Here is a 24,627-nt window from a genome sequence, read left to right as displayed (position 1 = left end):
AATAAAAGTTATGAAAAAAACCTATTTTCCAACTCCTTCGGAAGCAAAAGTTTTTCTGGCAGCCGTTTTTGTCGCAGTTCTTTCAATACCTGCTGTTTTTGCGCAGGATAGTTACATTGTTACTGGGGCTGGCGAAGGATATTTTCCGTTGATGACCAGAAAAGGAGCAGCCCCCGTTTATGTTGCTGAAAATGACCACCAGGGAGTAATTCGCGTTGCGGGAGATCTTGTGCGCGATATTGAACGGGTTACAGGCGAACTTCCGGAATTGAACCTGAATTCTGAAGTCGGTGCAGCGCGGGCCGTTATTATTGGGACCCTGGGGAGCAGCAGTCTTATTGATAAGCTGGTAGAAAGCAGAAAACTTGAAGTTTCAGAAATAAAAGGAAAATGGGAGGCTTTTTCCATACAAACAGTGGCTCAACCTTTGCCTGGCCTGGAACAGGCGCTGGTAATTGTGGGCAGTGATAAACGCGGAACCATCTTTGGGACCTATGACCTTTCTGAAGAAATTGGAGTCTCTCCATGGCATTTTTGGGCCGATGTGCCTTCAGATAAGGCTGAAGAACTGTACGTGAAGCCCGGGAAATTTTCTGATGGCACACCAAAAGTAAAGTACAGGGGGATTTTTATAAATGATGAAGCACCAGCACTATCGGGTTGGGCCGGAGAGAAGTTCGGCGGGTTCAACAGCGAGTTTTATAAGCATGTTTATGAACTCATCCTGCGGTTAAAAGGGAATTACTTGTGGCCGGCGATGTGGGGCAGGGCTTTTTACGATGACGATCCAAAGAACCCCGAATTAGCCGATGAGTACGGAGTGGTGATAGGAACTTCCCACCATGAGCCTTTAATGAGGGCGCATGATGAATGGCGGCGCTATGGGGAAGGCGAATGGGACTATAACAAAAACCCTGAAAACCTGCGTAAATTCTGGAGAGACGGTATTGAAAGAATGGGAGATTACGAAAGTGTGGTTACCATTGGGATGAGAGGTGATGGTGACGAGCCCATGAGCGAAGGCACGGCCATTGAACTTCTGGAAAAAATTGTAAAAGACCAGCGGGAGATCATCGCAGATGTAAGCGGGAAACCTTCCGAAGAGACTCCGCAGGTTTGGGCATTGTATAAAGAAGTACAGGATTATTACGACCAGGGAATGCGGGTCCCCGATGATGTCACTCTGCTTTTGGCAGATGATAACTGGGGGAATATCAGGAAACTTCCCAACCCAAAAGATAAGCCCAGAGCGGGAGGTTACGGGATTTACTATCACTATGATTACGTGGGAGGGCCAAGAAACTATAAATGGCTTAATACTACCCAAATCTCCAGGGTTTGGGAGCAGATGAACCTTGCCTACCAGTATGGAGCAAATGAATTATGGATCGTAAATGTGGGCGATATCAAGCCTATGGAATTTCCCATTAGTTTTTTTCTTGATTACGCATGGGATCCTGAAGAAATTTCAGCCGATGATCTAAGAAATTATACGGTTACCTGGGCAGAAAAACAGTTCAATGAAAAATATTCCGAAAAGATTGCAGATCTTTTGCTTACCTACACCAAGTACAACAGCCGCCGCAAACCGGAACTTATAAGCCCCGAAACTTACAGCCTTACCAGCTTCAGCGAAGCCGAAGATATTGTTAAAGACTACAATGCACTGGTTGAAAAGGCAGAAGGGATTTATGCTGAAATTCCGCAGGAATATAAAGATGCGTACTTTCAGTTAGTGCTTTTTCCTGTTAAAGCTTCGGCTAACCTTAATGAACTTTATGTGGCGGCAGGTAAAAACCGGCTTTACGCAAAACAGGGCCGGGCCGCAGCCAATAAATATGCAGAGAAGGTGAAAGCGCTTTTTGCGAAAGATGCCGCTTTAACTGAAGAATATCATACCGAACTGGCAAACGGAAAGTGGAACCACATGATGTCTCAAACGCACATTGGTTACACGTACTGGCAGCAGCCAGAGCAGAACAATATGCCCGAAGTAAGGGAGATAAAAATTCCCCAAGAAGCTGAAATGGGTGTGGCTGTACAGGCTTCCAAAAATGCCACTTTTGACAGAAATTCTTCTGGCAGCTTACCTGCTTTTGACCCCTTCAATGACCAGGAGTTTTACGTGGAAGTTTTTAATAAAGGCCAAAAACCTTTTCAGTATAAAATTCAGAAGAAGTCAAAATGGATAGAGATTTCTGAAGAAAAGGGGACAATAGAAGATCAAAAACGGCTTTTGGTGAGTGTGAATTGGGAAGAAGCTCCTAAGGGAAGCACTCGTGGCTCTTTCCAAATTAAAGGCACTGGGAAAAAAATAACTGTTGAAGTTCCGGTTAACAACCCGCGGGATGAAAATATTCATGGCTTTGTAGAGAGCAACGGCTATATTTCTATGGAAGCGGCCAATTTTTCAGAAAATGTTCAAAAAGAGGGCAGAGGCTGGCAGCTTATCCCCAACCTTGGCAGGACAGGATCGGCCATGGCAGCTTTTCCAGGGGCGCCTGTACACGAAGAGTTTAGCCTGAATAATCCATATCTGACTTATGATATTTTCACCCAAAATGAAGGAGAAGCGGAACTGGTATTGTTTTTTTCTCCCACGCTGGACTACCTGAATAAAGGCGGACTTAATTTTGCGGTCTCTGTTGATGATAAAGAACCACAAATGCTTAATTTGCACCAAGACACTAAAGATGGCTGGGCTGCTTCGGTAAGTAATAATGTCACCCGGGTTCGCAGCATAATAAATGTTGGGAAGCCGGGAGCGCATACTTTAAAAATATGGGCTGTTGAAACAGGTCCCGTGTTACAAAAGATCGTATTGAAAACAGGAGAAGTTGAAGACTCCTATCTCGGCCCGCCGGAAAGTGCTAAAATTGAGAAGAATTAAATAAAAGAAGATGGAATATCGCATTTTAGGAAAGACAGGATTCAAAATCTCTGAGATCTCGCTGGGTACCTGGCAGGTTGGAGGTAAATGGGGATCGGGTTTCGATGATAAAAAAGCTGAAGAGATTTTGAACACGGCCATAGACAGTGGTGTGAACTTTATTGATACGGCCGATGTTTATGAAGATGGCCTGAGTGAAGCGGCAGTAGGGAGAGTGGTGAGAGCAAGATCTGAAAAGATTTACGTGGCCACCAAATGTGGCCGCAGGATATCGCCTCATGTAAATGAAGGCTATACCCCCGAAGCTTTAACTAAATTTGTAGAGGATAGCCTGAAGAATACCGGCCTGGATAGACTGGACCTTATTCAGTTACATTGCCCGCCTACAGATGTCTATTACAGGCCTGAGATCTTCCAGGTTTTTGAGCAACTTCAGAAGCAGGGAAAAATAGATAAGCTGGGCGTGAGCGTGGAAAAGGTGGAAGAGGGGATAAAAGCCCTGGAATACGAGAATGTTTCATCGGTTCAGATCATTTATAACCTGTTCCGGCAGCGTCCGCAGGAAAAATTCTTTAAAATGGCCAGCCAGAAGAACGTTGGGATCATTGTAAGAGTGCCATTGGCCAGCGGACTCTTAACCGGAAAGTTCAGTAAAAACTCACATTTCTCTCCCGAAGACCACCGTAATTTTAATCGCAACGGGGAAGCTTTTGACAAAGGGGAAACTTTTGCGGGGGTGAATTTTGAAAGGGGGGTAGAGGCAGCTAATGCTTTAAAAGCTGTTTTTCCCGATAAAGAAAATCTGGCGCCCATGGCCTTAAAGTGGATACTGAGGCAGCCTGAAGTGGGCACCGTCATTCCCGGGGCCTCAAAAGTAGAGCATTTGCGCTCCAATGTGTCGGTTTATGACGCTCCCGGTCTTTCTGAAGATCAAATTGAGCAAATGAACCGCGTGTATGAAGACTTTATTAAAGAGGAAGTACATCAGCGGTGGTAGAATATTTCAGGCAGTGATAAATTGTTATTAAAAACATCATTTTTGAGATCCCGTCAATTCATTTTTGACGGGATCTTTGTTTTAAATGGATTTTCAGCAAAACTTTTTTTCAGAAGAAGCTTTATCAGCTTCGGTCAGGGCAGCTTTCTAAGCCAGTGATTGTTGGATTATTCCCTTATAAAGTGGTCATCATTATATTTTTGGGATTTTCGGGAAATATTGATTTACTTCGTGCTGTTTTTTTAAATGCATTTTGTGAACCTATTTTGTCCATGAAACTGTGCTAAAATTTCCAAAAATGTTAAAGGGGAATAACATTTATAAAAGGATGTCTTGATAGTAATATTATTAATTGCTGCCATATTTGGCTTTGTCTTATCAACTACTTTATTTTTTAAGAGGTCAACAAATACACTTGCCACCCGAATTCTGGGAAGTTTCTACTTTCTTCTTTCGCTATATGCCTTACAGGCTTATATTATAGACGGGGGCTATTTAGAACACTTTACCTGGTTCTTTCTATGGCCTCTGTTACTTTATCACCTTATTTTTATTCCCATATATTATTACTTTCAGGTGGTTTTAACCGATAAGCTTAACTGGAAGAACACCGATCTGCTTTTATTTATTCCATTTTTCCTGGGGGTTATAGATGTAAGTTATGTTTACCTTCAACCGGCAGATCTTTATAACGACATCATCGCCCATACCATCTCATCTCCTACCACAAGGCTGGAAGTGGAATACTGGCTGCTTACTTTAGATCAACACCTGCTTATACGCCATGTTTGGCAGTTAGGGGTTTTGATTATCCTCTTACCCCAGATTATCCGGTTTATAAGGAAAGGGAACAGGGATAAATTAAAATCGATTCTCAATAACTGGCTCATCATTTTTTGGGGTATCCTTATGGTCATGGCAATCCTGGCTATTTTGTATGCCCTTGAAAAAATGCTGGTCAATACGGAATTCCGTTCATGGCTGGTGATAGGGGAAAGCGGGGGTATTATCACCTTTACCCTTTATACGGCCCTTTTTTTAATTGGGGTTATTCCACTTTACTTCCCCAGTATTTTACATGGATATCCTCAATCAGCAGTATCTTCTTCAAATCCTGTGAAACAAGAAAAGCAGCAGGATGATGAACTCAAATTTGGTCTTGATGAAAAGGAGGTCAAATTGAAACTGGAGACTTTGAAGGAGAGAAAACTTTACCTCAACCAAAGTTTCAACCTCACCGAATGTGCAAGGGAACTGCAAATGCCTTCGCACCATATCTCATATTTCCTCAAACAACAATACGGATTAAGCTTTGCCTCCTACAAGAATAGTCTGCGCATGGAGCATGCAAAGCAACTTATTGCAGGTGGCTATTTAGAAAACAACACTATTGAAGCTTTGGCCAGCGAATGTGGTTTTACCAGCAGAACTTCCTTTAGTAAAACCTTCAAAACCTTTGTAGAAATAAGCCCTAGCGAATATGCTGGCACCTTGAACTGATGCTGTGAAGCTGCTGTGTTTCAGAAATAAGCACGTCTTCAAATTTAATTTGAATACATCATTTGTAGGATTTTATCTGCATTAACGTTTTTTTAAGGTTTTTTTGCCACTGTAATTCCGGCAACCTTTGAATTAATATGGTGTTTCTTATAAAGATATACCCAGAAGTGGGTATTGCCAGTATTTATGTTCTAATCTAAATTCGCAAGCTTTAACTTTTTATTAAGAAGCAGTTTCTTTCAAGATTTTTCTCCTTTATACCAACGGAGATTAATTCTGATCTGTATAAACTCAAATAATTTTTAATTGTTACTACTAATATATAAATAATGTCGGAAAGCCTCTAAAAGTCTCAAAATCTATAAGCGATTTATTGATTGTCACAACAACAGCAATTAAAATCATCCTTTTAACCTAAAAAATAGCATTTCGTCTAAAATAAAATATCAAATTTAAACTAATTGCGCTACCAATGTTAAAATAGGATACATTTGCCGTTTTTAATAACAAAACCTTAAGAACTTATTAAAACACCAACCTATTAACACTTTTAACCAATCTTAAGTACATGAAACAAAACTACTTTTTAAAATTTCTTTCTTTCCTTTTTCTCCTGCAGTTTGGATCGGCCTTAGGTCAAACATTTGAATTTACTCCGGCAGGAGCATCAGGACGTACCGGACCTACACAAGAACAGGTGAATTCAGCTTATGTGGGAACCTCTTTGGAGGAGAGTGTAACCATAAACACTCAGGGAATTCAGGAATGGGTTGTGCCCGTGACAGGGACCTATCAAATTACCGCATTAGGAGCAGCTGGAGGGGATAGCAATTTATTTCCCGGTGGGTTTGGTGCCTCAATGCAAGGAGAGTTCCTTTTAACAGCAGGAGAAAGAATCAAGATTGTGGTGGGACAAAAAGGAACTCCCACAATAGATATGGAAGGTGCTGGTGGTGGTGGTGGAAGCTTTATCACTTATATGGATAATACACCAATACTTATCGCCGCCGGCGGCGGAGGTGGTGGTCGTTATTCCCATCAAAATGCTGGTGGAGGAACTTTAACTACAGCCTTCGATTCTCCAGGTGGTGGTACTGGAGGTATTGATGGACAAGGTGGAGCATACGGAACAACTCTTAACATTGTCGGAGGCGGAGGAGGTGGATTTGAAACAAACGGACTTCCTGGTAAAAGAAACCCCACTGAGGGTGGTTACTCCTTTTTAAATGGCGCTATTGGAGGCCATAATGAAAATGATGTCACCCAAGGTGGAGGCTTCGGAGGAGGAGGTGGTGGAGGAACTAACTGCGGATACGGCGGCGGCGGCGGCGGATACTCCGGTGGGGGTGGAGCCGGTTATGCAACAAATTGCGGCCAACAGGGCGGCGGTGGAGGTTCCTTTAATTCCGGTACGAACCAGGCAAATACGGCTGGTGTAAATCCTGGAGATGGCCAAGTGGTGATCACATTACTTTGTTCTCCCCTTTCAATTTCTCAATCTCCAACTAACAATCAATGTTCAGGGAACAGTGTTACCTTAACGGCAACCTCAGAAAATGGAGGTAATATAACCTGGGATAATGGAGTAGTAAATGGTGTTCCATTTATAATAAACGAAACCACAACTTTTACGGCGACCAGTGATACTTCACTTGATTGCCCAACAAACATAACCGTTGTAGTTGAAGATACCCAGGCCCCCGAACTCACAACTAAACCTCTGGCGGTTTTCCTGGGAGAAGACAATTCTGTCACCATCAACGCTTCTGAACTTGTTGATGCGGTGACAGATAATTGTTCCGAAGAAATAAGTTTCAGTCTTAACCAGTCTGTTTTTGATTGTTCCCACCTTGGGCCCAATACTGTAGAAGTAACAGCGACAGATCCAGACGGAAATTCCATAACGGAAACAGCTACAGTCACAGTGTGGGAGAATACACCCCCTTCGCTTATAGCACCAGAACAAACAACATTTCCTACAGAAGAGGATCTCTGTGGAGCTTATCCTGCATACAGGATCACTACTACAGATAATTGTTCTCTAAATGGAAATCTTGCTTATAACGGGAATGCCAACGGTGGTCTCGCCGGCTGGACCATCAACCAATCTGGCGGAAATGGTTGGACAACCAGTGGCAGCAGGTTCTTAAGCTCTTACAGCATGGGGATCAAAAGTCAGAAAATTGACTTAATGGTACAGGGATATGATAGGGAAACACTTAATACCTCTCCCGACATCGTGGTTTCTGAAAAATACGCTGGTACCTGGCCAAATTATGCCGACACTTATTATTTAAAAGTACAGCTAAGAGATGCTGAAGACAATATCCTGGCCACTTATGATACGGGGTTACTTACCGCTTCTGCTGCCTGGGCAACAGTGAGTCATACTTTTACCGGTTACGGTGAAGGTGTGCGTTATATATACGTAGAACATGGAGGTGACGATGCAGAACATTGGGCAGGACATTATGGTACATTAATTACAGATCTTGAAGTTACAGTGGATGTTTCGGGAGTAACTCCGAACCTTCCTACGCAGCAAATTGCGGGGCCGCTACAGGAGGAATTTTTAGTTCCCGGAAGCAGCGAAGTAACCTACAGAACAATGGACTTTTCCGGAAATACAACTGAGGTTTCATTTGAGATTACTGTAGAGGATCAAACTTCACCTGCAGTAGTTACTCAAGACATAACTGTTCAACTGGACGCCTCAGGAAATACGCTTATCACTCCTGAAATGATAGAAAAAGGCTCATCTGATGCCTGCGGAATAGAAAGTTTAATTCTGGACAGAACAGTATTTAACTGTGCAGATGTTCTTACGACTGGAAGTTTCGATTTTTCAGGAACTAATTATCTCACAATAAATGGCAACCAGCCCTTCAATTTTAGCAGCAGCACAAGCTTTGCTTTTGAAGCCTGGGTAAAACCGGATGCTAATGCTGGGGAATTATTTTCAAAAAGACATGAAGATTATGGAGATCTGTCAATTATATCCAGAATCCAGTCTAATGGAAGTATCATTTTTGGTATGGACGCCTTTAACCGTGGGGGATGGACCTGGGTTTCTACACCCGAGAACTCTGTAGAATTTAATGTTTGGAATCACATCGCCCTATCCTACGACTCGGGTACCCAAATGATGCAGGTCTTCATCAATGGAAAAATGATGAGTGAAACTAAAAATACGAGAGTTTCAGATGCCAGTAATGGAGAGGTAAGAATAGGTCTAAGCCGGGATGGGGACAACCATTTTAATGGTCTAATGAAAGAAGTGAAGATCTGGAACCAAAGTCTTTCAGAAACAATAATCAATGATCATTTGGTAAATGGAGTGTCTCCGGGCAGCACCGGTTTAATTGGAGATTTCAATTTTGATTCTTTAAATACAAATAGTGTAATAAATAATAGCGGAAATGCAGATGCCGAATTTTCCGAAATTACCTATTATGATAATTGGGTTTTAGCCAAGAGCACAGCAGTTACTTTAACTGTAAGGGATGAAAATCTTAATGAAAGTTCTGCCCAGGCAATGGTAATGATCCAGGATGCCGATATCCCGGTATTGAATCTTACAGATGCCGAAATCTCCCTGGATGAGAATGGCCAGGCTACTGTCACTTATCAAACTTTTGATCAAAATTCTACAGATAACTGCGGCATAGCCGAATGGCATTTAAGTCAAACTGACTTCGACACTAATGACCTCGGGGAGCAGCAAATATTAATCTCTGCATTTGATGGGGCAGGTAATCGCGCTACTGTGACTGTAAAATTAACAGTAGTTGATGACATAAAACCACAGATTGAATGTGTTGAGAATATTGTACAAACAAATGATCTGGATGAATGTAATGCCTACATAGAAATTGCGCAGCCGGTTTATTCAGATAATAGTGGAATAGAATCCGTAGTAAATGATTTCAACAACACAGACGATGCCAGTGATACTTATCCTGTAGGTACAACTACAGTAACCTGGACGGTAACCGATACTTCTGGCAATACCGAAACCTGTAGCTTTGATGTTACTGTTGAAGATAAGCAGGTTCCATTGGTAGAAATTCAAAACATCACTGTACAGCTTGATGCCTCAGGAAATGCAACTATCACTCCTGAATTGATCGACAACGGTTCTTCAGATGCCTGCGGAATTTCAGAAATGACGCTTGATAATGCCATTTTTGACTGCTCAAATGTTGGAGAGAACACTGTGGTGCTTACTGTGGAAGATAACAATGGAAACACCACTTCTTCCGAAGCAATCGTGACTGTTGAAGATAACGTAGCTCCGGTTGTGGTCACTCAAAACATCACCGTGCAGCTTGATGCTGAAGGAAACGCGACCATCACTCCGGCGATGATCGACAACGGTTCTTCCGATGCCTGCGGAATTTCAGAAATGTCTCTTGATATTGCCACTTTTGACTGCTCAAATGTCGGGGAGAATACTGTAGTTCTAACAGTTGAAGACAATAATGGAAATACAGCTTCTTCCGAAGCAGTTGTAACTGTTGAAGATAAAGTAGCTCCTGTGGTGCTGACCCAAAACATCACCTTGCAGCTTGATGCTGAAGGAAACGCAACCATAACTCCTGAAGATATCGACAACGGTTCATCAGATGCCTGTGGGATTTCAGAAATGACGCTTGATATTGCCACTTTTGACTGCTCAAATGTGGGGGAGAACACGGTGGTACTTATCGTTGAAGATAACAATGGAAATACGGCTTCTTCTGAAGCAACCGTGACTGTTGAAGACAATGTTACTCCGGTTGTCGTCACTCAAAACATCACCGTGCAATTGGATGCTGAAGGAAACGCAACCATCACTCCGACGATGATTGACAACGGTTCTTCAGATGCCTGCGGAATTTCAGAAATGACGCTTGATAATGCCATTTTTGACTGCTCAAATGTCGGGGAGAACATGGTAGTGCTTACTCTAGAAGACAACAATGGAAATACGGCTTCTTCCGAAGCAGTTGTAACTGTTGAAGACAACGTTGCACCTGTTGTCGTCACTCAAAACATCAGCGTGCAGCTTGATGCTGAAGGAAACGCGGCCATCACTCCTGAAGATATCGACAACGGTTCATCAGATGCCTGCGGAATTTCAGAAATGTCTCTTGATATTGCCACTTTTGACTGCTCAAATGTCGGGGAGAATACTGTAGTTCTAACAGTTGAAGACAACAATGGAAATACAGCTTCTTCCGAAGCAGTTGTAACTGTTGAAGATAAAGTAGCTCCTGTGGTGCTGACCCAAAACATCACCGTGCAGCTTGATGCTGAAGGAAATGCGACCATCACTCCTGAAGATATCGACAACGGTTCATCCGATGCCTGCGGAATTTCAGAAATGACTTTGGATAATGCCACTTTTGACTGCTCTCATGTTGGGGAGAATACGGTAACGCTTACTGTTGAAGACAACAATGGGAACATCAGTTCTTCTGAAGCCATAGTCACTGTTGAAGACAATGTTGCGCCGGTGGTAATTACCCAAGAGATCACAGTTCAACTTGATGCTGAAGGAAACGCAACCATCACTCCGGCGATGATCGATAACGGCTCTGCCGATGCCTGCGGGATTTCAGAAATGACTCTGGATAATGCCATTTTTGACTGCTCAAATGTTGGAGAGAATACGGTAGTGCTTACTGTTGAAGATAATAACGGAAACACAACTTCTGCGGAAGCTATAGTAACTGTAGAAGATAATGTTGCTCCGGTTGTGGTCACTCAAAACATCACCGTGCAATTGGATGCTGAAGGAAACGCGACCATCACTCCGGAAATGATCGACAACGGTTCATCTGATGCCTGCGGAATTTCAGAAATGTCCCTTGATATTGCCACTTTTGACTGCTCAAATGTTGGGGAGAATACTGTAGTGCTTACCGTTGAAGACAACAATGGAAATACAGCTTCTTCCGAAGCAGTTGTGACTGTTGAAGATAACGTAGCTCCGGTTGTGGTCACTCAAAACATCACCGTGCAGCTTGATGCTGAAGGAAACGGGGCCATCACTCCTGAAGATATCGACAACGGTTCATCAGATGCCTGCGGAATTTCAGAAATGTCTCTTGATATTGCCACTTTTGACTGCTCAAATGTCGGGGAGAATACTGTAGTTCTAACAGTTGAAGACAATAATGGAAATACAGCTTCTTCCGAAGCAGTTGTAACTGTTGAAGATAAAGTAGCTCCTGTGGTGCTGACCCAAAACATCACTGTACAGCTTGATGCCTCAGGAAATGCAACTATCACTCCTGAAATGATCGACAACGGTTCATCAGATGCCTGTGGAATTTCAGAAATGTCCCTTGATAATGCCACTTTTGACTGCTCAAATGTCGGGGAGAATACTGTAGTTCTAACAGTTGAAGACAATAATGGAAATACAGCTTCTTCCGAAGCAGTTGTAACTATTGAAGATAAAGTAGCTCCTGTGGTGCTGACCCAAAACATCACTGTACAGCTTGATGCCTCAGGAAATGCAACAATCACTCCTGAAATGATCGACAACGGTTCATCAGATGCCTGCGGAATTTCAGAAATGACTCTTGATAATGACACTTTTGACTGCTCTAATGTCGGGGAGAATACGGTGGTGCTTAGTGTTGAAGACAACAATGGCAATAGGGCTTCTTCCGAAGCAGTTGTAACTGTCGAAGATAATGTAGCTCCGGTTGTGGTAACCCAAAACATCAGCGTGCAGCTTGATGCTGAAGGAAACGCGACCATCACTCCGGCGATGATCGACAACGGCTCTTCAGATGCCTGCGGAATTTCAGAAATGTCTCTTGATAATGCCATTTTTGACTGCTCAAATGTTGGAGAGAACACTGTGGTGCTTAGTGTTGAAGACAACAATGGAAATACAGCTTCTTCCGAAGCAGTTGTGACTGTTGAAGACAACATTGCTCCTGTAGTTGTGGTCAAAAACATTAGCGTACAGCTTGATGATGACGGGAAGGTGACTATCACCACTGAAGATGTGGTGGAAAGTGCTACCGATAACTGCGCTGTTGGCAGCATTACGTTAGGTGAGACCCGCTTTGACTGTGCAACCGGTGCCACAAAAGATGTGACGGTGACGGTAACCGATGTGAACGGCAATATCACCGCCAGCGTGGCAACGGTGACCATTCTTGATGAAACCGCTCCCGTGGTGATTGCGAAAGACATCGTGCTAGAGCTTGACGAAAATGGCCTGGCCAGTATCATGGCCGAAGATGTCTATGATGAGGTGTTTGATAACTGCGGAATTGCTTCCATGAGCCTGGATGTGACCAGCTTTGGATGTGACAATGAAGGGATGAACTTCGTCTTGCTTAGTGTTACCGATCACAGCGGAAATGTTGGAACTGCCGAAGCCATTGTAGAGGTTCGAAACAGCTTTGGAGACAATGATTCCGACGGCATGAAAGACAACTGTGATGATGACGATGACAATGATGGTATTCCTGATGATGCTGACAATGCACCCTTAGTTCCAAACCCCGATCAGACAGATACCGATGGCGATGGCCTGGGAGATATCATTGACCCAGACGATGACGGCGACGGAATTCTAGATGAAGGTGACAACTGTCCGCTGGCTTACAATCCTGGTCAGGAAGACATCGATAAAGACGGAAAAGGTGATGCCTGTGATACGGTTGAGATCCTTGCTTCTGAAGCCATGACGCCAAACGGTGACGGTATTAACGACACCTGGAGGGTGGTAAATATTGAGAATCATTCCAATTCCCTTGTGATCATTTACAACCGCTGGGGCAAAGAGATCTTTAGACAGTCGGCTTACCAGAATGAATGGGACGGTACGTACAACGGCGATGCACTGCCCGAAGGCTCCTATTATTTCCAGATCTACCTAGACGGAAAGAACCTGGATAAAGACGGATGGTTGTACTTAACTAAATAATGAAGCTCACAATGAAAAGATATATCAATAAAATTACCGTATTGTTCCTGATATTCACCGGAACAACTTTTTATGCGCAACAACAGAATTCGTACACTTTTTACCGCCAGAACATGAACATCGTGAACCCGGCTTATGCCGGGGCCGATGGGAATACCACTTTTGCAGGTATTTTCAGGAGTCAGTGGAGTGGGGTGAAAAATGCCCCCGAGGCCCAGGCTTTTTCCTTTGGCACCTATGCCGGGAAAAGAGTGGGTGTGGGCCTTTCGGTAGAAAATGACCGCACTTTTGTGGAAAAGCAAACCTTTGTAACTGCCGACTTTTCTTACAGGCTGCCCATGAACGAGCAACTCGATCTTTTTCTTGGCCTGAAAGCAGGTGGGAACTTTTATGATGTGAAAACCTCCGAACTTGAGACCTGGAATTACGACCTGGATCCTTCGCTGGTTGGCCTTAGCCGGTTCAACCCCAACGTAGGGGTGGGGGCTTATTTAAGGCATGAGAAATACTATATTTCTCTGTCGGCCCCAAAGATCCTGGAGACCAAGCGGGCCCGCGAAGAGGAAGGCATAGTAACCACGGCGGCAGACAGGGTGCATATGTATTTAAGCGGAGGATACGACTTCAGGCTGAACAGCACCCTGGAGTTAAAACCTTCTGTGATGCTGCGCTACGTAAATGGAGCCCCGGTTTCCGTAGATTTTACGGCCCTTATGAACATTCATAACAACTTTGAAGTGGGAGCAGCTTACCGGACCGATGAGGCCATAAGCGGCCTTGCCCTGATCAAGGTGATCGACTGGTTTGACTTTGGGTACGCCTACGAATCTTCCCTGCGTTCAGAATTACAAAATACAAGCAACGGCACCCATGAGCTGTTCGTAAGGTTTACGCTGAAGGATTAGAAGAAAGCTTCTGATCTTGATTACCCTTCAGGATTTATTTCAGAAGTAATAAAACAACAATCTGCCGTGATAGGAATATCCGGCAGATTGTTGTTGTTTAAGGCTGAAGCAAAAAACTTCCGAAGAAAAAAGCTGCCCGATTTTGACATTTTTGATACCTTAACAAAATCATACAAAATGTAATATTGTTATATGATAAAAGCAGTAATTATCGATGATGAGCTTAAAGCCCGCGATTTGCTGGAGAAGACCCTTGACAGGTATTTTCCCAACCGGGTAAATATTGTGGAGAAATGCAATTCGGTAGATGCAGGGGTGGCGGCAATTAGGAACCATGAGCCGGAGCTAGTTTTTCTGGATATTCAAATGCCTGAAAAGAATGGTTTTGAGCTTTTTAAAAATGGGGTTTATCAATTTTCGCGGATTTAAACATTCCCTGCAGCTTGCCAGCGGAAAATTTGACGACCCCGATGCACCCGGAAAGATCACGCATTTTCAAACTATGGCTACTGCGGTGTCGGCCACGGTTGGGCTGGGTAATATTGCCGGGGTCGCGATTGCCATTTCAATGGGTGGGGCAGGAGCTACCTTCTGGATGATCATTGCCGGACTTTTAGGAATGGCTTCCAAGTTCGTGGAGTGTACCCTGGGTCTAAAATACCGGGTTATTAACCGCCAGGGACGCATCTTTGGCGGCCCCATGAATTATTTGCGGTACGGCCTTGAAAAACGAAACCTCAAAGGACTGGGCAAATTTTTGGCAGCACTTTTCGCCCTGCTGTGTATAGGGGCCACTTTTGGGGGCGGCACCATGTTCCAGTCAAACCAGTCTTACGAGATTCTTGCCGGCCAATTCGCATTTTTAGAAGGCTACGGCTTTTGGTTTGGAGTGGCGGTAGCACTTTTAGTGGGGGCGGTGATCCTGGGGGGCATAGAGAGAATTGGCAAATTTACCGGGCGGGTGGTGCCATTGATGGCCGCGATCTATGTAATTGCTGCCTTTGTGGTTATTTTTGTGAATATTGAAAATCTTGGTCCTGCGCTTACTGCCATTTACGACGGAGCTTTTAACGCGACGGCTCTCAAAGGTGGTATTATAGGCGTGATGGTAGTGGGCTTTCAGCGGGCAGCCTTTTCGAGTGAATCGGGGGTTGGTTCTGCGGCTATTGCCCACAGTGCGGGCAAAACACATCATCCCGCTTCCGAAGGTTATGTCGCCCTGCTGGAGCCGTTTATTGATACGGTGGTGATTTGTACGCTTACGGCCCTGGTGTTGATCTTTACCGGGATGCACGAAGTACAGGGGGTGGGAGGAGTGCAGCTGACATCAGATGCCTTTGCAAGCGTAATTTCCTGGTTCCCGTACCTTTTATCGCTGGTGGTCTTCCTCTTCGCTTTTTCTACCATGATCTCCTGGTCTTACTACGGAATGCGCGCGTGGACTTACCTCTTCGGAAAAAGCGTAAAAAGTGAAGTGATCTACAAAGTGATTTTTTTAATTTTTGTGGTCATTGGAGCTTCTGTGGGATTAGGAGCTGTGCTCAATTTTTCAGACATGTTGATCTTAACCATGTCATTTCCTAATATTATCGGTTTGTATATTATGTCGGGCGAGGTGAAAAATGACCTGCAGGAATATAACCGAAAGCTGAAGGCCGGGGAACTCTTCCGAAGAAATAAAGAAAAACCGGTTTCTAAAGCGGCTTAATTTGATGTTGTATTTGGAATTTTGCTGAATCTTTTAATGCTGACCAGGGATTTTATGAAAAGTTAGTTTCTGAAGATTTTTATGGGAATTGAAACTTTTGGACTTAGGCTGAAGTAGCAGGCTGAGGAGTAATTTCCTGTAACAAACTTGAGAAAGGCTGCCCAAAAAATGTCATTTTTGAAACCTTACTTTGAAATGAGGCTGGGTAATTTGGAGTCCAATTCCGCATTTTGAGATTTTTCGTTTTAGGTTAACTCTGAGATAAAAGCTGTTAAATATTAGAACTTCATTTTTTAAATTTTTACTGAAGACTTCAAAATGTTTCAGATTTTTTCTATTTTTAAGATAAAGTTAACATTAATACAGGTGGTTTTTGTGGGGCTATAGTTTTGGTTTTTTGACATAGTCGCAATAAGAAATTTTCGTGTGTTGAATACCTTCTCAAAAATGGCATTTTTAAGATGCTGTTAATGCTCATGTTTAATCAATCAGGATTAGAAAAATGAAATACCTCACTTCTGCCACTGCAATTTTTGCAGCCGTAATGTTGTCCTCCTGTGCTTTAAAGCCTATTCCTTCAGAATATAATTTGGTTCAAACCAAAAACGAAGAGGTTAATTTGGAGCGTCTTGGCAATGGGACAGTGCTAATTTATAACGATGCTAACATTCTTCATACCAGTGACAATACTTCTCAATTGAACATTGTTCTGGATGATAAGAATTTAGGCCAGTTAAGGGCAAAAGATTACGTGATTATTCGACTGGAAAACGGAAAGCATATATTTAAGCTTAGGCATCTTGATTTGGTGAATATGCGCAGTGAACATGTGGTCACGGTTACAGATTCACTGAAAGTGATAAGGGTTAAACCCACAATTTCTTCCAATAAACTGGAGGTAACCAATCAATTGCCCGGCAATTGGGAAAATTATGAGTACATGAACCCGAAAAAGTAATATTTCTGCTTCCGGTTTATCGATTCACAATGGTTCAACTCTAAAATTTAGCCTTATGCTAAGAAAGGTTGCTTTTTTCATTCTGCTTTTAATTAGGGTTCAGGAAATAGGTGCTTATTTCAGCTTTTTTGGCAGGTTTTATTGTAATTGCGACTCTGCTGCCAGAAGATAATTTGGATTTGGATCTCCTGTTACTTTTTTACTACTGTAGCGTTTCAGGTTTTTGTCATGGCTGGCATCCTTCCCATCGACATAAATAACAGCGATGAATTTTGCCCTTTTTGGTAGCTAATCAAAAATGATGGTGGGGTTTCCAAGGGGCATAGGTGAATCCTTGAAAAACATTTCTTCTCCTTTAGCTTTACGGGCAAAACAATTTTATACTAGTTGCGTTAATTTCCTTCTTCCGGGTTTTTAGATCTCGCTCATCAATATTTTCAGGTTAACTGCTGATAATGGCAGGATAATTGTAAAGCCTCTATTTAAAATAGTAGTGCTTTTATATTTGAAAGTTTTACTATTAATTTGCAGGCTAAAAATTTATTTATGAAGCACTTACTTTCTCAAATAAAAATTGAGGTCAATGATAAGCTTTATCTTAAAGACCCCGAATCTACAGACCTGGGCAGGAGAATTATTCAACAGAGTATCCTGCTTATTGATCGCATGGGCTTTGAACAATTCACTTTTAAAAAGTTAGGAAAAGAAATAAATTCTAACGAAAGTTCTGTTTACAGGTACTTTGAGAATAAACATAAACTTCTCTTGTACCTTACTTCCTGGTATTGGGCATGGAAAGAATATCAACTGGTTTTTTCTACCGCCAATATTGCCGATGCCTCTGCAAAGCTTCAAAAGGCCGTGCAGGTGCTCACCCGGCAGGTAGAAAAAGATGCTGTGATCTCTCATATAGATGAGGTTGTGCTTAGCAGGGTAGTGGTGAACGAATTTTCAAAATCCTATCTTACCAAGGAGGTAGACAGGGAGAATAAAGAAGGCTTTTTTGCAGTTCACCATCGGCTTGTGTTAAGGCTTAGGGAGATGATCCTGGAGGTGAGAAGCGATTATCCTTATCCTTCATCTCTTGCAAGTACAATTCTCGAGGGTTCTCTTCACCAGTTTTTTCTGAAAGAACACTTTCCTTCATTGACAGAGTGTAGTGAAACTATTCTGCCTTCAGACTATTTTACTCACATGGTTCTAAATGTTTTAAACCTGAAAAATAATGGCTAAAGAATCAGCCTCCCCTTTAAAGCGCCTGCAGGGATTACTCAAACTTGACAGAAGGGATATTTTACAAACCTTCTATTATGCCATTTTTGCCGGACTTCTCAACCTCTCGGTTCCCCTGGGAATCCAGGCTATAGTTAATTTTATTCAGGGCGGAAGAATTAGTACTTCCTGGATAATTCTCGTGGTGCTCGTAACTGTCGCAGTGGGTTTTGTAGGGGTTCTTGAACTCATGCAGCTCCGGATTGTGGAGAACATTCAGCAAAAGATATTTACCCGTGGCTCTTTTGAATTTGCCTACAGGTTTCCGAAGATAAAAATGAACGAGTTTAAGAATTCTTATCCCCCAGAGCAGGCCAATCGTTTTTTTGATATTCTTTCAGTTCAAAAGGGAATTTCGAAGTTGTTACTCGATTTTCCTGCGGCCCTGGTTCAAATTATTTTCGGGCTTATTCTGCTGTCGCTGTACCATCCTCTTTTTATCATTTTTGGACTTCTGCTGGTAAGTCTTATTTACCTTGTGTTTAGGTTTACGGCTCGCCGCGGCATGGAGACCAGTCTTGAGGAATCAAAGAGCAAGTATAAGGTGGCGCACTGGCTTCAGGAAATCGCGCGTTCTCTGCTCAGCTTCAAACTTTCGGGGAATACCAGTCTTTCACTCGTCAAAAATGACAAATATACCATGAAATATTTGGCGGCCCGCGAAGGTCATTTTGGGGTGCTGCGCATTCAGTATATTAAAATGATCGTATTCAAAGTGCTGGTAACCGGTGGCCTTCTTGCAGTGGGAGGGCTCCTGGTACTTAATCAGGAAATGAATATCGGGCAGTTTGTGGCAGCCGAGATCATCATTCTTTTGATAATGAGCTCTGTTGAAAAACTTACCCGCGGACTCGAATCTATTTACGACGTGCTCACTTCCCTGGAAAAACTTGGAGGGGTGCTGGATATGAAAATTGAGAAACAAACGGCAGAGAATAAGCTTTCTCTGGATGAACCGCTTTGCATTGAACTTTCTAATGTTGATTATCGAGCTGAAGATTCAGACCTGGTGATTCTGAAGGATATCAACCTGAAGATACTTCCGGGGGAAAAACTTATTGTATCTGGTAGTAACGGAAGCGGAAAAACCAGTCTTTTAAAGCTGGTTTCGGGTGTTACCGAAGCCTCTTCAGGCCATGTGTATGTTAATGACCTTTCAATTAAAAGCCTTCAGATCAATGGCTTTAGGAGCAGGGTGGGGGTCTACTTTCCCGAAGAAGTACCCTTTGAGGGAAGCCTGCTTGAAAACCTCAGTTTTGGCAATCCCGGTGTAAGTGAAAAGGAAGTGATGGAGGTGATAAAGGTGGTGGGGCTTTCTCAATTTTTAAAGCTGCAGTCAAACGGCCTCAACAGCGTGATCTATCCTGAAGGAAAATTTATGTCAAACCTGGAGCGAAAAAAGATCATCCTGGCGCGGGCTATTCTTAAAAAACCTGAACTCCTTATTCTCAAAGAACCTCTTGAGCTTTTCAATAGAGAAGAGGCTGTAAGGCTTATTGGGTTTTTAGCCGATAAAAAACACAGCTGGTCTATAGTAGTGGCCAGCAGAAATGAACTTTGGGAAAATGTATGTAGTAGAAAGATCATTCTGGAAAACGGAAGGATCAAAGAAACAATAGAGTTAGAACATGCTTAATATATCAAAATATCCTGTAGGCAATGAGGTAGACCTTGAGAAGTTTGAAGCAGGAAAAAGGGCGCTTCACAAAAGGCACTATAAATACTTCAATAGGTTTTTGTTAGCCGCTTTTATAGCCTTGTTGATCATCCTCTTTCTGCCCTGGACGCAAAATGTAAGTGGCAAAGGCTATGTCACCACTCTTATGCCCGAACATCGGCCCCAAACCATTCAATCCCCAATTCCGGGGAAGATTGAAAAATGGTATGTGCAGGAGGGGGAGTTCGTGCAAAAAGGAGATACAATTCTTCATATTTCCGAAGTAAAAGGGGAATATTTTGACCCTTTACTGGTAGAAAGAACCGCCGAGCAGTTATCTGCAAAATCGGGTTCCGTGGAGTCCTATGCCGAAAAAATTAAGGCACTTTCCTCTCAAATTAATGCACTGGGAAATGAAAGGGAGTTAAAAAGGCAGCAGGCTTTGAACAAACTGCGGCAGGCCCGGCTAAAGCTGGAAAGTGACAGCATAGATCTTGAAGCTGTAAAGGCTAACCTGGATATTGCACAGGCTCAGTTTGAGCGAACACAACAGCTGCAGCAGGAAGGGCTAAAAGCACTGCCCGATGTTGAGGAAAAAAGGCAAAAGCTGCAGGATTCCAGGGCCAAACTAATTTCTCAGGAAAATAAATTGCTGGCGAGCCGGAATGAGGTTATCAATGCCCAGCTTGAAATTAACAGGATAGCCGCCGAATACAGCGATAAGGTTTCCAAGGCGCAAAGCGATTTGCATACGGCGCGTTCCAGCCAGTATGATGCTGCGGCCCAGGTGAGCAAGTTGCAAAACGACTATAGCAATTACGCTATTCGCAACCAGATGTACTATGTACTGGCCCCTCAAAAAGGCTATATTAATAAGGTATTAAAAGCAGGTTTGGGTGAAACTTTCAAGGAAGGGGAGAGGCTGGTGGAGATTATGCCGGCCGATTTTGATTTGGCGGTAGAGACTTACGTGAGACCGCTTGATGTGCCTCTAATGCACGAGGGCGAGAAGGTTAGGGTGCAATTTGAAGGCTGGCCTTCCATAGTGTTTAGCGGTTGGGAAAACCTTTCCTACGGAACTTATGGTGCAAAGATTGTTGCCGTAGATAATTTTATAAGTCAGAATGGAAAATACCGTGTTCTGTTGGCACCAGATCCCGAAGATGAGCCCTGGCCCCGAGGGCTGAGAATTGGTTCGGGGGCTACAACCCTGGCCCTGCTCGATGAGGTGCCTATCTGGTATGAAATATGGAGAAACCTTAACGGCTTTCCACCAGATTATTACCAGCCTGAAGTAGTTGTTGAAAACCAGAAAAAGCAGAAGTGATGAGACTTATTTTGGCCGGTGTATTATTCCTGCAGGTTTTGATTTTAAACGCACAGGAAACCCCAACCCAGGTTTTGAGCTATCCGGAATTTTTAGCCTACGTGAAGCAGTATCATCCTATGGTGAGACAGGTAAACCTTCAGCTTGAAATGGGCGAAGCCGAACTTTTAAAAGCAAGAGGGGCTTTTGATCCCAAGCTGGAAGTAGACTACAGTCGTAAGGAGTTTAAAGGCACCGAATATTATGATGTCTTAAATTCCACTTTTAAAATTCCCACCTGGTATGGTGTGGAATTAAAGGCCGGCTTTGAGCAGAATAAAGGTGCATACCTGAATCCTCAACGCAAAGTTCCTCCCGAAGGCCTGTTTGCTGCCGGAGTATCATTATCTATCGCCCAGGGCTTGATTATGGACAAAAGACGGGCGGCACTTCGTTCAGCCAGGGCCTTAAAGGAGCAAACTGAAGCAGAAAAAAACCTTATGATAGCCGAAGTGCTCTTTGAAGCTTCCCTGGCATATCTCAACTGGGCAAGGCTTCAAAAAGAACTTGAAGTGTACCAGGAATTTGTGGCCAACCCCCGGCAAAGATCAGATGGGATTGGGAGGAGTGCTGACTTTGGGGAGATCGCAGCTATAGATACTGTTGAAGCAGGTATTGCGCTTCAGGAACGCCTGCTTCAGTTAGAGCAGACAAAGGTTAAACTGCTAAAACAAAAGCTTGAAGTTTCCACCTTTCTTTGGCTGGACAATAATGTGCCGGTAGAATTACAGCCTGGAACTGTGCCTGAAGTTGATTTCTTGCAGGATGAAGTTCTTGAGGTGCAAACAGAAAAGGGTGTGAAAAATGCCATTTTTGAAGGGCATCCTAAATTAAGGGCCCTGGAGGCAAAACTGAAAGCACTAAGAGTGGAGCGGCGTTTGAAGGTTAATAAGCTTTTGCCAAAAATAGATTTGGAATATAACTTCATTACTCCGGAACCTGAACTCATTGATCATATTGATACTTCAAACTATAAAGCCGGTCTAAATGTAAGTTTTCCACTTTTTCTTCGGAAGGAGCGCGGTGAGCTGAAGTTGGCCGAATACAAAATTGAAGATGCTTCCCTTGAACTGGAATTGAACCGCCGGCAAATAGAAAATAAAGTCGACGGATTAATGCAGGAACTGGATTCTTATGTAGAGCAAATAAGGTTAACTTCAGAAATGGTAGAAAACTACGAGCGACTGTTAAATGCCGAAGAGCGAAAATTCAGTTTTGGAGAAAGTTCCCTTTTTCTGATCAATTCAAGGGAGACAAAGCTAATACAAGCCCGGTTAAAACAAACCGAGCTTTTTACAAAATTTCTAACCACCAGGGCTCAACTATATCGCAGCCTAGGGGTAATACCGGATGTCGAAGCAGAAATTCAGCAATAACAAAAAACGGAATCGGGAAAATCATCACAGTGACTTTCCCGATTCCGTTTTAATATTTCAAGGGGCAGGTGCAATGCCCTGAATACAATCAATATTATTGTGCCCCTGAACCTTAAAATTTATCCCACTCGTACCTTAATCCTAAACTGAACCAACGTGTAGGCATGGGCACAGCGCCTGCTTCGGTATATTCAGCATCAAAAATGTTGGTTACCTCTGTGAACACAAGAAAGTTTTGCCAGTTGTAATTCACCTGTAAATCGGTAATATTATAGGCATCGGCGAGTTCCCGCTGTAGCCATCGGTTTTCTACCTGAAGCGACAGCTTGTCAATTTGGTAGGAAATTCCTGCAATAAATTGATGTTTTAGGGACTCCAGTACATATTTGGATTGGATCACATCAGAACTTTTGATGGTGGGGTCTAAATGGTTATAACTAAGGCGGTACCCCAGAGACTGGTTGTTTTTCAAGTAAACATTCTGCTGAATCCTGGCGTATATGCCCTGGGTGGTGTTATCGCCAAAGTTAATTGGGGAATAAGGCTCTGACGCATTTTCTCTTACCCAGTCTATGAAATCGGTTATTTCGCGGTAAAAATATCCCACTTGCAGGTTGAGCGCATTCTTCTGGTAAGAGATGTTCCCTTCGTAGTTCCAGGCATCTTCGGGCTGCAGCAATTCATTTCCAATATTTCCCGGACGTTGATCGAGGTATAGATCTGTGAAGGAAGGGATTCTTTGACCAGACCCTATGCTGGTAGAGAGCGTCCAACGACCATTGATTTCATAAGCCAGGTCTATTCCGGGGTATACCTGCCAGCCAAAAACCGTATTGTAGTTGGCGTAAACTCCAGCCGATCCGGTTAATTTTTCGCCCAGCTGGCTCCTTAATTCGGTATAAAAGCCGTGGTTATCGCGTTTATGTTCCCCGATATTTGAACTATTAATGGTTTCCAGGCGCGATTCCCAGCCAAAACCAAAAGTTCCTATATTGGTTTGGAGGCTGCTGTTAAGTTCGAGCATGAGGGCATTGGTGTAATGTATGGAGCGGCCTCTGCTCAAATCATCTTTAAAGTACCTGTAATCATCTTCACCGTAGCGGTTACTTATTCGGGGTGAGATCATAAAGTCGCCCCACTGGTGCCTTGATGAAAGGCTGAAAATAGAAGATGTTACAAGCTCTTCCGAATTACTGTCGCCGGGTGCGGCGTAAAAGCCATTGGCGCCAAAACGGCTGTCTGCATATCCCGCCATAGCCTGCAGTTTGTTGTTGGGATCAAGGTCTATTTCTCCATTGTAGAAAATCCGGGTGTTTTTCGAGGCCGAATTGTAACGTTGCCCGTTGTAGTTGGTCTGGGCCAGGGATAAAAGGTGGCTTTGATTTTCATTTCCGAAGTTAGCGGTAACTTCTGCCCGCCCCCCAGCGTAAATACCCGATCCGTCGCCCTCTTCTTTTTGTTTAAAAGAGCTTCCTGCCTGCGCAATGGCTGTAATAGAGGAATGGCGTTCTTTTTTGGTGACAATATTAATGGCTCCCGTAAGGGCATTAATCCCGAAAACCCTTGCTGCCGCACCTCTAAGCACCTCAATGTGATCTATTGCACTTAGCGGAATGGGGATATTCATCATGTTGTGGGCAGTTTGCGCATCAATCATTTTTACGCCATTAATAAGCACAATGGTTTGTTCGGAAGTGCCGCCGTCAATAGAAATATCGGTCTGAGTGCCGAAAGGTCCCCGCTGTCTTACGTCAACTCCGCTTATGTAAGACAAAACTTCATTGATAGATTTGGCCGGGAGCATTTTAATTTGTTCCTGGGTGACCACCTGTATATCCCGTGCCGCCTGGCTGAAAGGAATCCTGATCCTGTTCCCGTGAATCACTACTTCCTTTAGCTCATTTTGTGGGTTTCCCTCATTGTCGTGTTCAGGAGATGTCTCCTGTTGTTGTGCAAATAAGGGGAGGCTGCATAAGAGACCCACTGTAAAAATTATATTTTTCATTTGATAATATTCAATTGGGGTACAAAGATTGAGGTTTAAGGGGTAACTTTGCTAGTC

General features: G+C 43.3%; 12 protein-coding genes and 1 pseudogene. 12 read left to right on the top strand and 1 reads right to left on the bottom strand.

Annotated features, from left to right (window positions below; genetic code table 11):
* Window positions 1-10: 10 nt before the first annotated feature.
* The 12 genes and pseudogenes from JRG66_RS04120 (at window position 11) to JRG66_RS04065 (ending at window position 22,565) form a co-directional block, all read left to right on the top strand.
* Window positions 11-2,890 (top strand): glycosyl hydrolase 115 family protein, encoded by a 2,880-nt coding sequence (locus JRG66_RS04120; protein WP_265164479.1) that lies wholly within the window; start codon window positions 11-13, stop codon window positions 2,888-2,890.
* A 10-nt stretch (window positions 2,891-2,900) separates the two neighbouring features.
* Window positions 2,901-3,887: an aldo/keto reductase gene (locus JRG66_RS04115; RefSeq protein ID WP_265164478.1), complete on the top strand. Its 987-nt coding sequence runs from the start codon at window positions 2,901-2,903 to the stop codon at window positions 3,885-3,887.
* Window positions 3,888-4,220: 333 nt separating this feature from the next.
* Complete coding sequence (locus JRG66_RS04110) at window positions 4,221-5,387, top strand: helix-turn-helix domain-containing protein (protein ID WP_265164477.1); 1,167 nt, start codon at window positions 4,221-4,223, stop codon at window positions 5,385-5,387.
* 568 nt (window positions 5,388-5,955) lie between these two features.
* A complete protein-coding gene (locus tag JRG66_RS04105; RefSeq protein WP_265164475.1) occupies window positions 5,956-13,323 on the top strand; it encodes an HYR domain-containing protein in 7,368 nt (2,455 codons plus the stop codon).
* An 11-nt stretch (window positions 13,324-13,334) separates the two neighbouring features.
* A complete protein-coding gene (locus tag JRG66_RS04100) occupies window positions 13,335-14,228 on the top strand; it encodes a PorP/SprF family type IX secretion system membrane protein (protein WP_265164474.1) in 894 nt (297 codons plus the stop codon).
* A 192-nt stretch (window positions 14,229-14,420) separates the two neighbouring features.
* Window positions 14,421-14,657, top strand: coding sequence for a LytR/AlgR family response regulator transcription factor (locus JRG66_RS04095; protein WP_265164473.1), 237 nt, complete (start codon window positions 14,421-14,423; stop codon window positions 14,655-14,657).
* A pseudogene (locus tag JRG66_RS04090) lies at window positions 14,623-15,936 on the top strand (alanine/glycine:cation symporter family protein); the annotation flags it as partial. The gene JRG66_RS04095 and the pseudogene JRG66_RS04090, both read left to right, overlap by 35 nt.
* A 502-nt stretch (window positions 15,937-16,438) precedes the next feature.
* Entirely contained in the window at window positions 16,439-16,894 is a 456-nt protein-coding gene (locus JRG66_RS04085; RefSeq protein ID WP_265164472.1) for a hypothetical protein, read from the top strand.
* Between the two features lie 546 nt (window positions 16,895-17,440).
* Window positions 17,441-18,127 carry a TetR/AcrR family transcriptional regulator gene (locus JRG66_RS04080; RefSeq protein ID WP_265164470.1) on the top strand — a complete coding sequence of 229 codons (687 nt, stop codon included), beginning with the start codon at window positions 17,441-17,443 and terminating at the stop codon, window positions 18,125-18,127.
* Entirely contained in the window at window positions 18,120-19,802 is a 1,683-nt protein-coding gene (locus JRG66_RS04075) for a peptidase domain-containing ABC transporter (protein ID WP_265164468.1), read from the top strand. The genes JRG66_RS04080 and JRG66_RS04075 overlap by 8 nt, the downstream gene beginning before the upstream one ends.
* On the top strand, window positions 19,795-21,150 hold the full coding sequence (locus tag JRG66_RS04070) for an HlyD family secretion protein (RefSeq protein WP_265164467.1): 1,356 nt from the start codon (window positions 19,795-19,797) through the stop codon (window positions 21,148-21,150). Before JRG66_RS04075 ends, JRG66_RS04070 begins: the two co-directional genes overlap by 8 nt.
* The gene (locus JRG66_RS04065) at window positions 21,150-22,565 is read left to right on the top strand and encodes a TolC family protein (RefSeq protein ID WP_265164465.1); all 1,416 of its coding nucleotides are present in this window, start codon (window positions 21,150-21,152) and stop codon (window positions 22,563-22,565) included. Before JRG66_RS04070 ends, JRG66_RS04065 begins: the two co-directional genes overlap by 1 nt.
* Before the next feature lie 112 nt (window positions 22,566-22,677).
* On the opposite strand, the gene JRG66_RS04060 is transcribed toward JRG66_RS04065, so the two are convergent.
* The gene (locus JRG66_RS04060; protein ID WP_265164463.1) at window positions 22,678-24,570 is read right to left on the bottom strand and encodes a TonB-dependent receptor plug domain-containing protein; all 1,893 of its coding nucleotides are present in this window, start codon (window positions 24,568-24,570) and stop codon (window positions 22,678-22,680) included.
* Window positions 24,571-24,627: the final 57 nt, after the last annotated feature.

This window comes from Salinimicrobium tongyeongense, assembly GCF_026109735.1.
Classification (GTDB): domain Bacteria; phylum Bacteroidota; class Bacteroidia; order Flavobacteriales; family Flavobacteriaceae; genus Salinimicrobium; species Salinimicrobium tongyeongense.
Note: the sequence above shows the minus strand (reverse complement) of the source record. Positions and strands in the feature narration are given on the sequence as shown.

Bases quoted from the DNA above. Each gene is read 5' to 3' on its own strand.
- JRG66_RS04070 (WP_265164467.1), top strand. From the start codon at position 19,795: ATGCTTAATATATCAAAATATCCTGTAGGCAATGAGGTAGACCTTGAG.
- JRG66_RS04100 (WP_265164474.1), top strand. From the start codon at position 13,335: ATGAAAAGATATATCAATAAAATTACCGTATTGTTCCTGATATTCACC.
- JRG66_RS04120 (WP_265164479.1), top strand. From the start codon at position 11: ATGAAAAAAACCTATTTTCCAACTCCTTCGGAAGCAAAAGTTTTTCTG.
- JRG66_RS04075 (WP_265164468.1), top strand. From the start codon at position 18,120: ATGGCTAAAGAATCAGCCTCCCCTTTAAAGCGCCTGCAGGGATTACTC.
- JRG66_RS04085 (WP_265164472.1), top strand. From the start codon at position 16,439: ATGAAATACCTCACTTCTGCCACTGCAATTTTTGCAGCCGTAATGTTG.
- JRG66_RS04095 (WP_265164473.1), top strand. From the start codon at position 14,421: ATGATAAAAGCAGTAATTATCGATGATGAGCTTAAAGCCCGCGATTTG.
- JRG66_RS04065 (WP_265164465.1), top strand. From the start codon at position 21,150: ATGAGACTTATTTTGGCCGGTGTATTATTCCTGCAGGTTTTGATTTTA.
- JRG66_RS04105 (WP_265164475.1), top strand. From the start codon at position 5,956: ATGAAACAAAACTACTTTTTAAAATTTCTTTCTTTCCTTTTTCTCCTG.
- JRG66_RS04060 (WP_265164463.1), bottom strand. From the start codon at position 24,570: ATGAAAAATATAATTTTTACAGTGGGTCTCTTATGCAGCCTCCCCTTA.
- JRG66_RS04080 (WP_265164470.1), top strand. From the start codon at position 17,441: ATGAAGCACTTACTTTCTCAAATAAAAATTGAGGTCAATGATAAGCTT.
- JRG66_RS04115 (WP_265164478.1), top strand. From the start codon at position 2,901: ATGGAATATCGCATTTTAGGAAAGACAGGATTCAAAATCTCTGAGATC.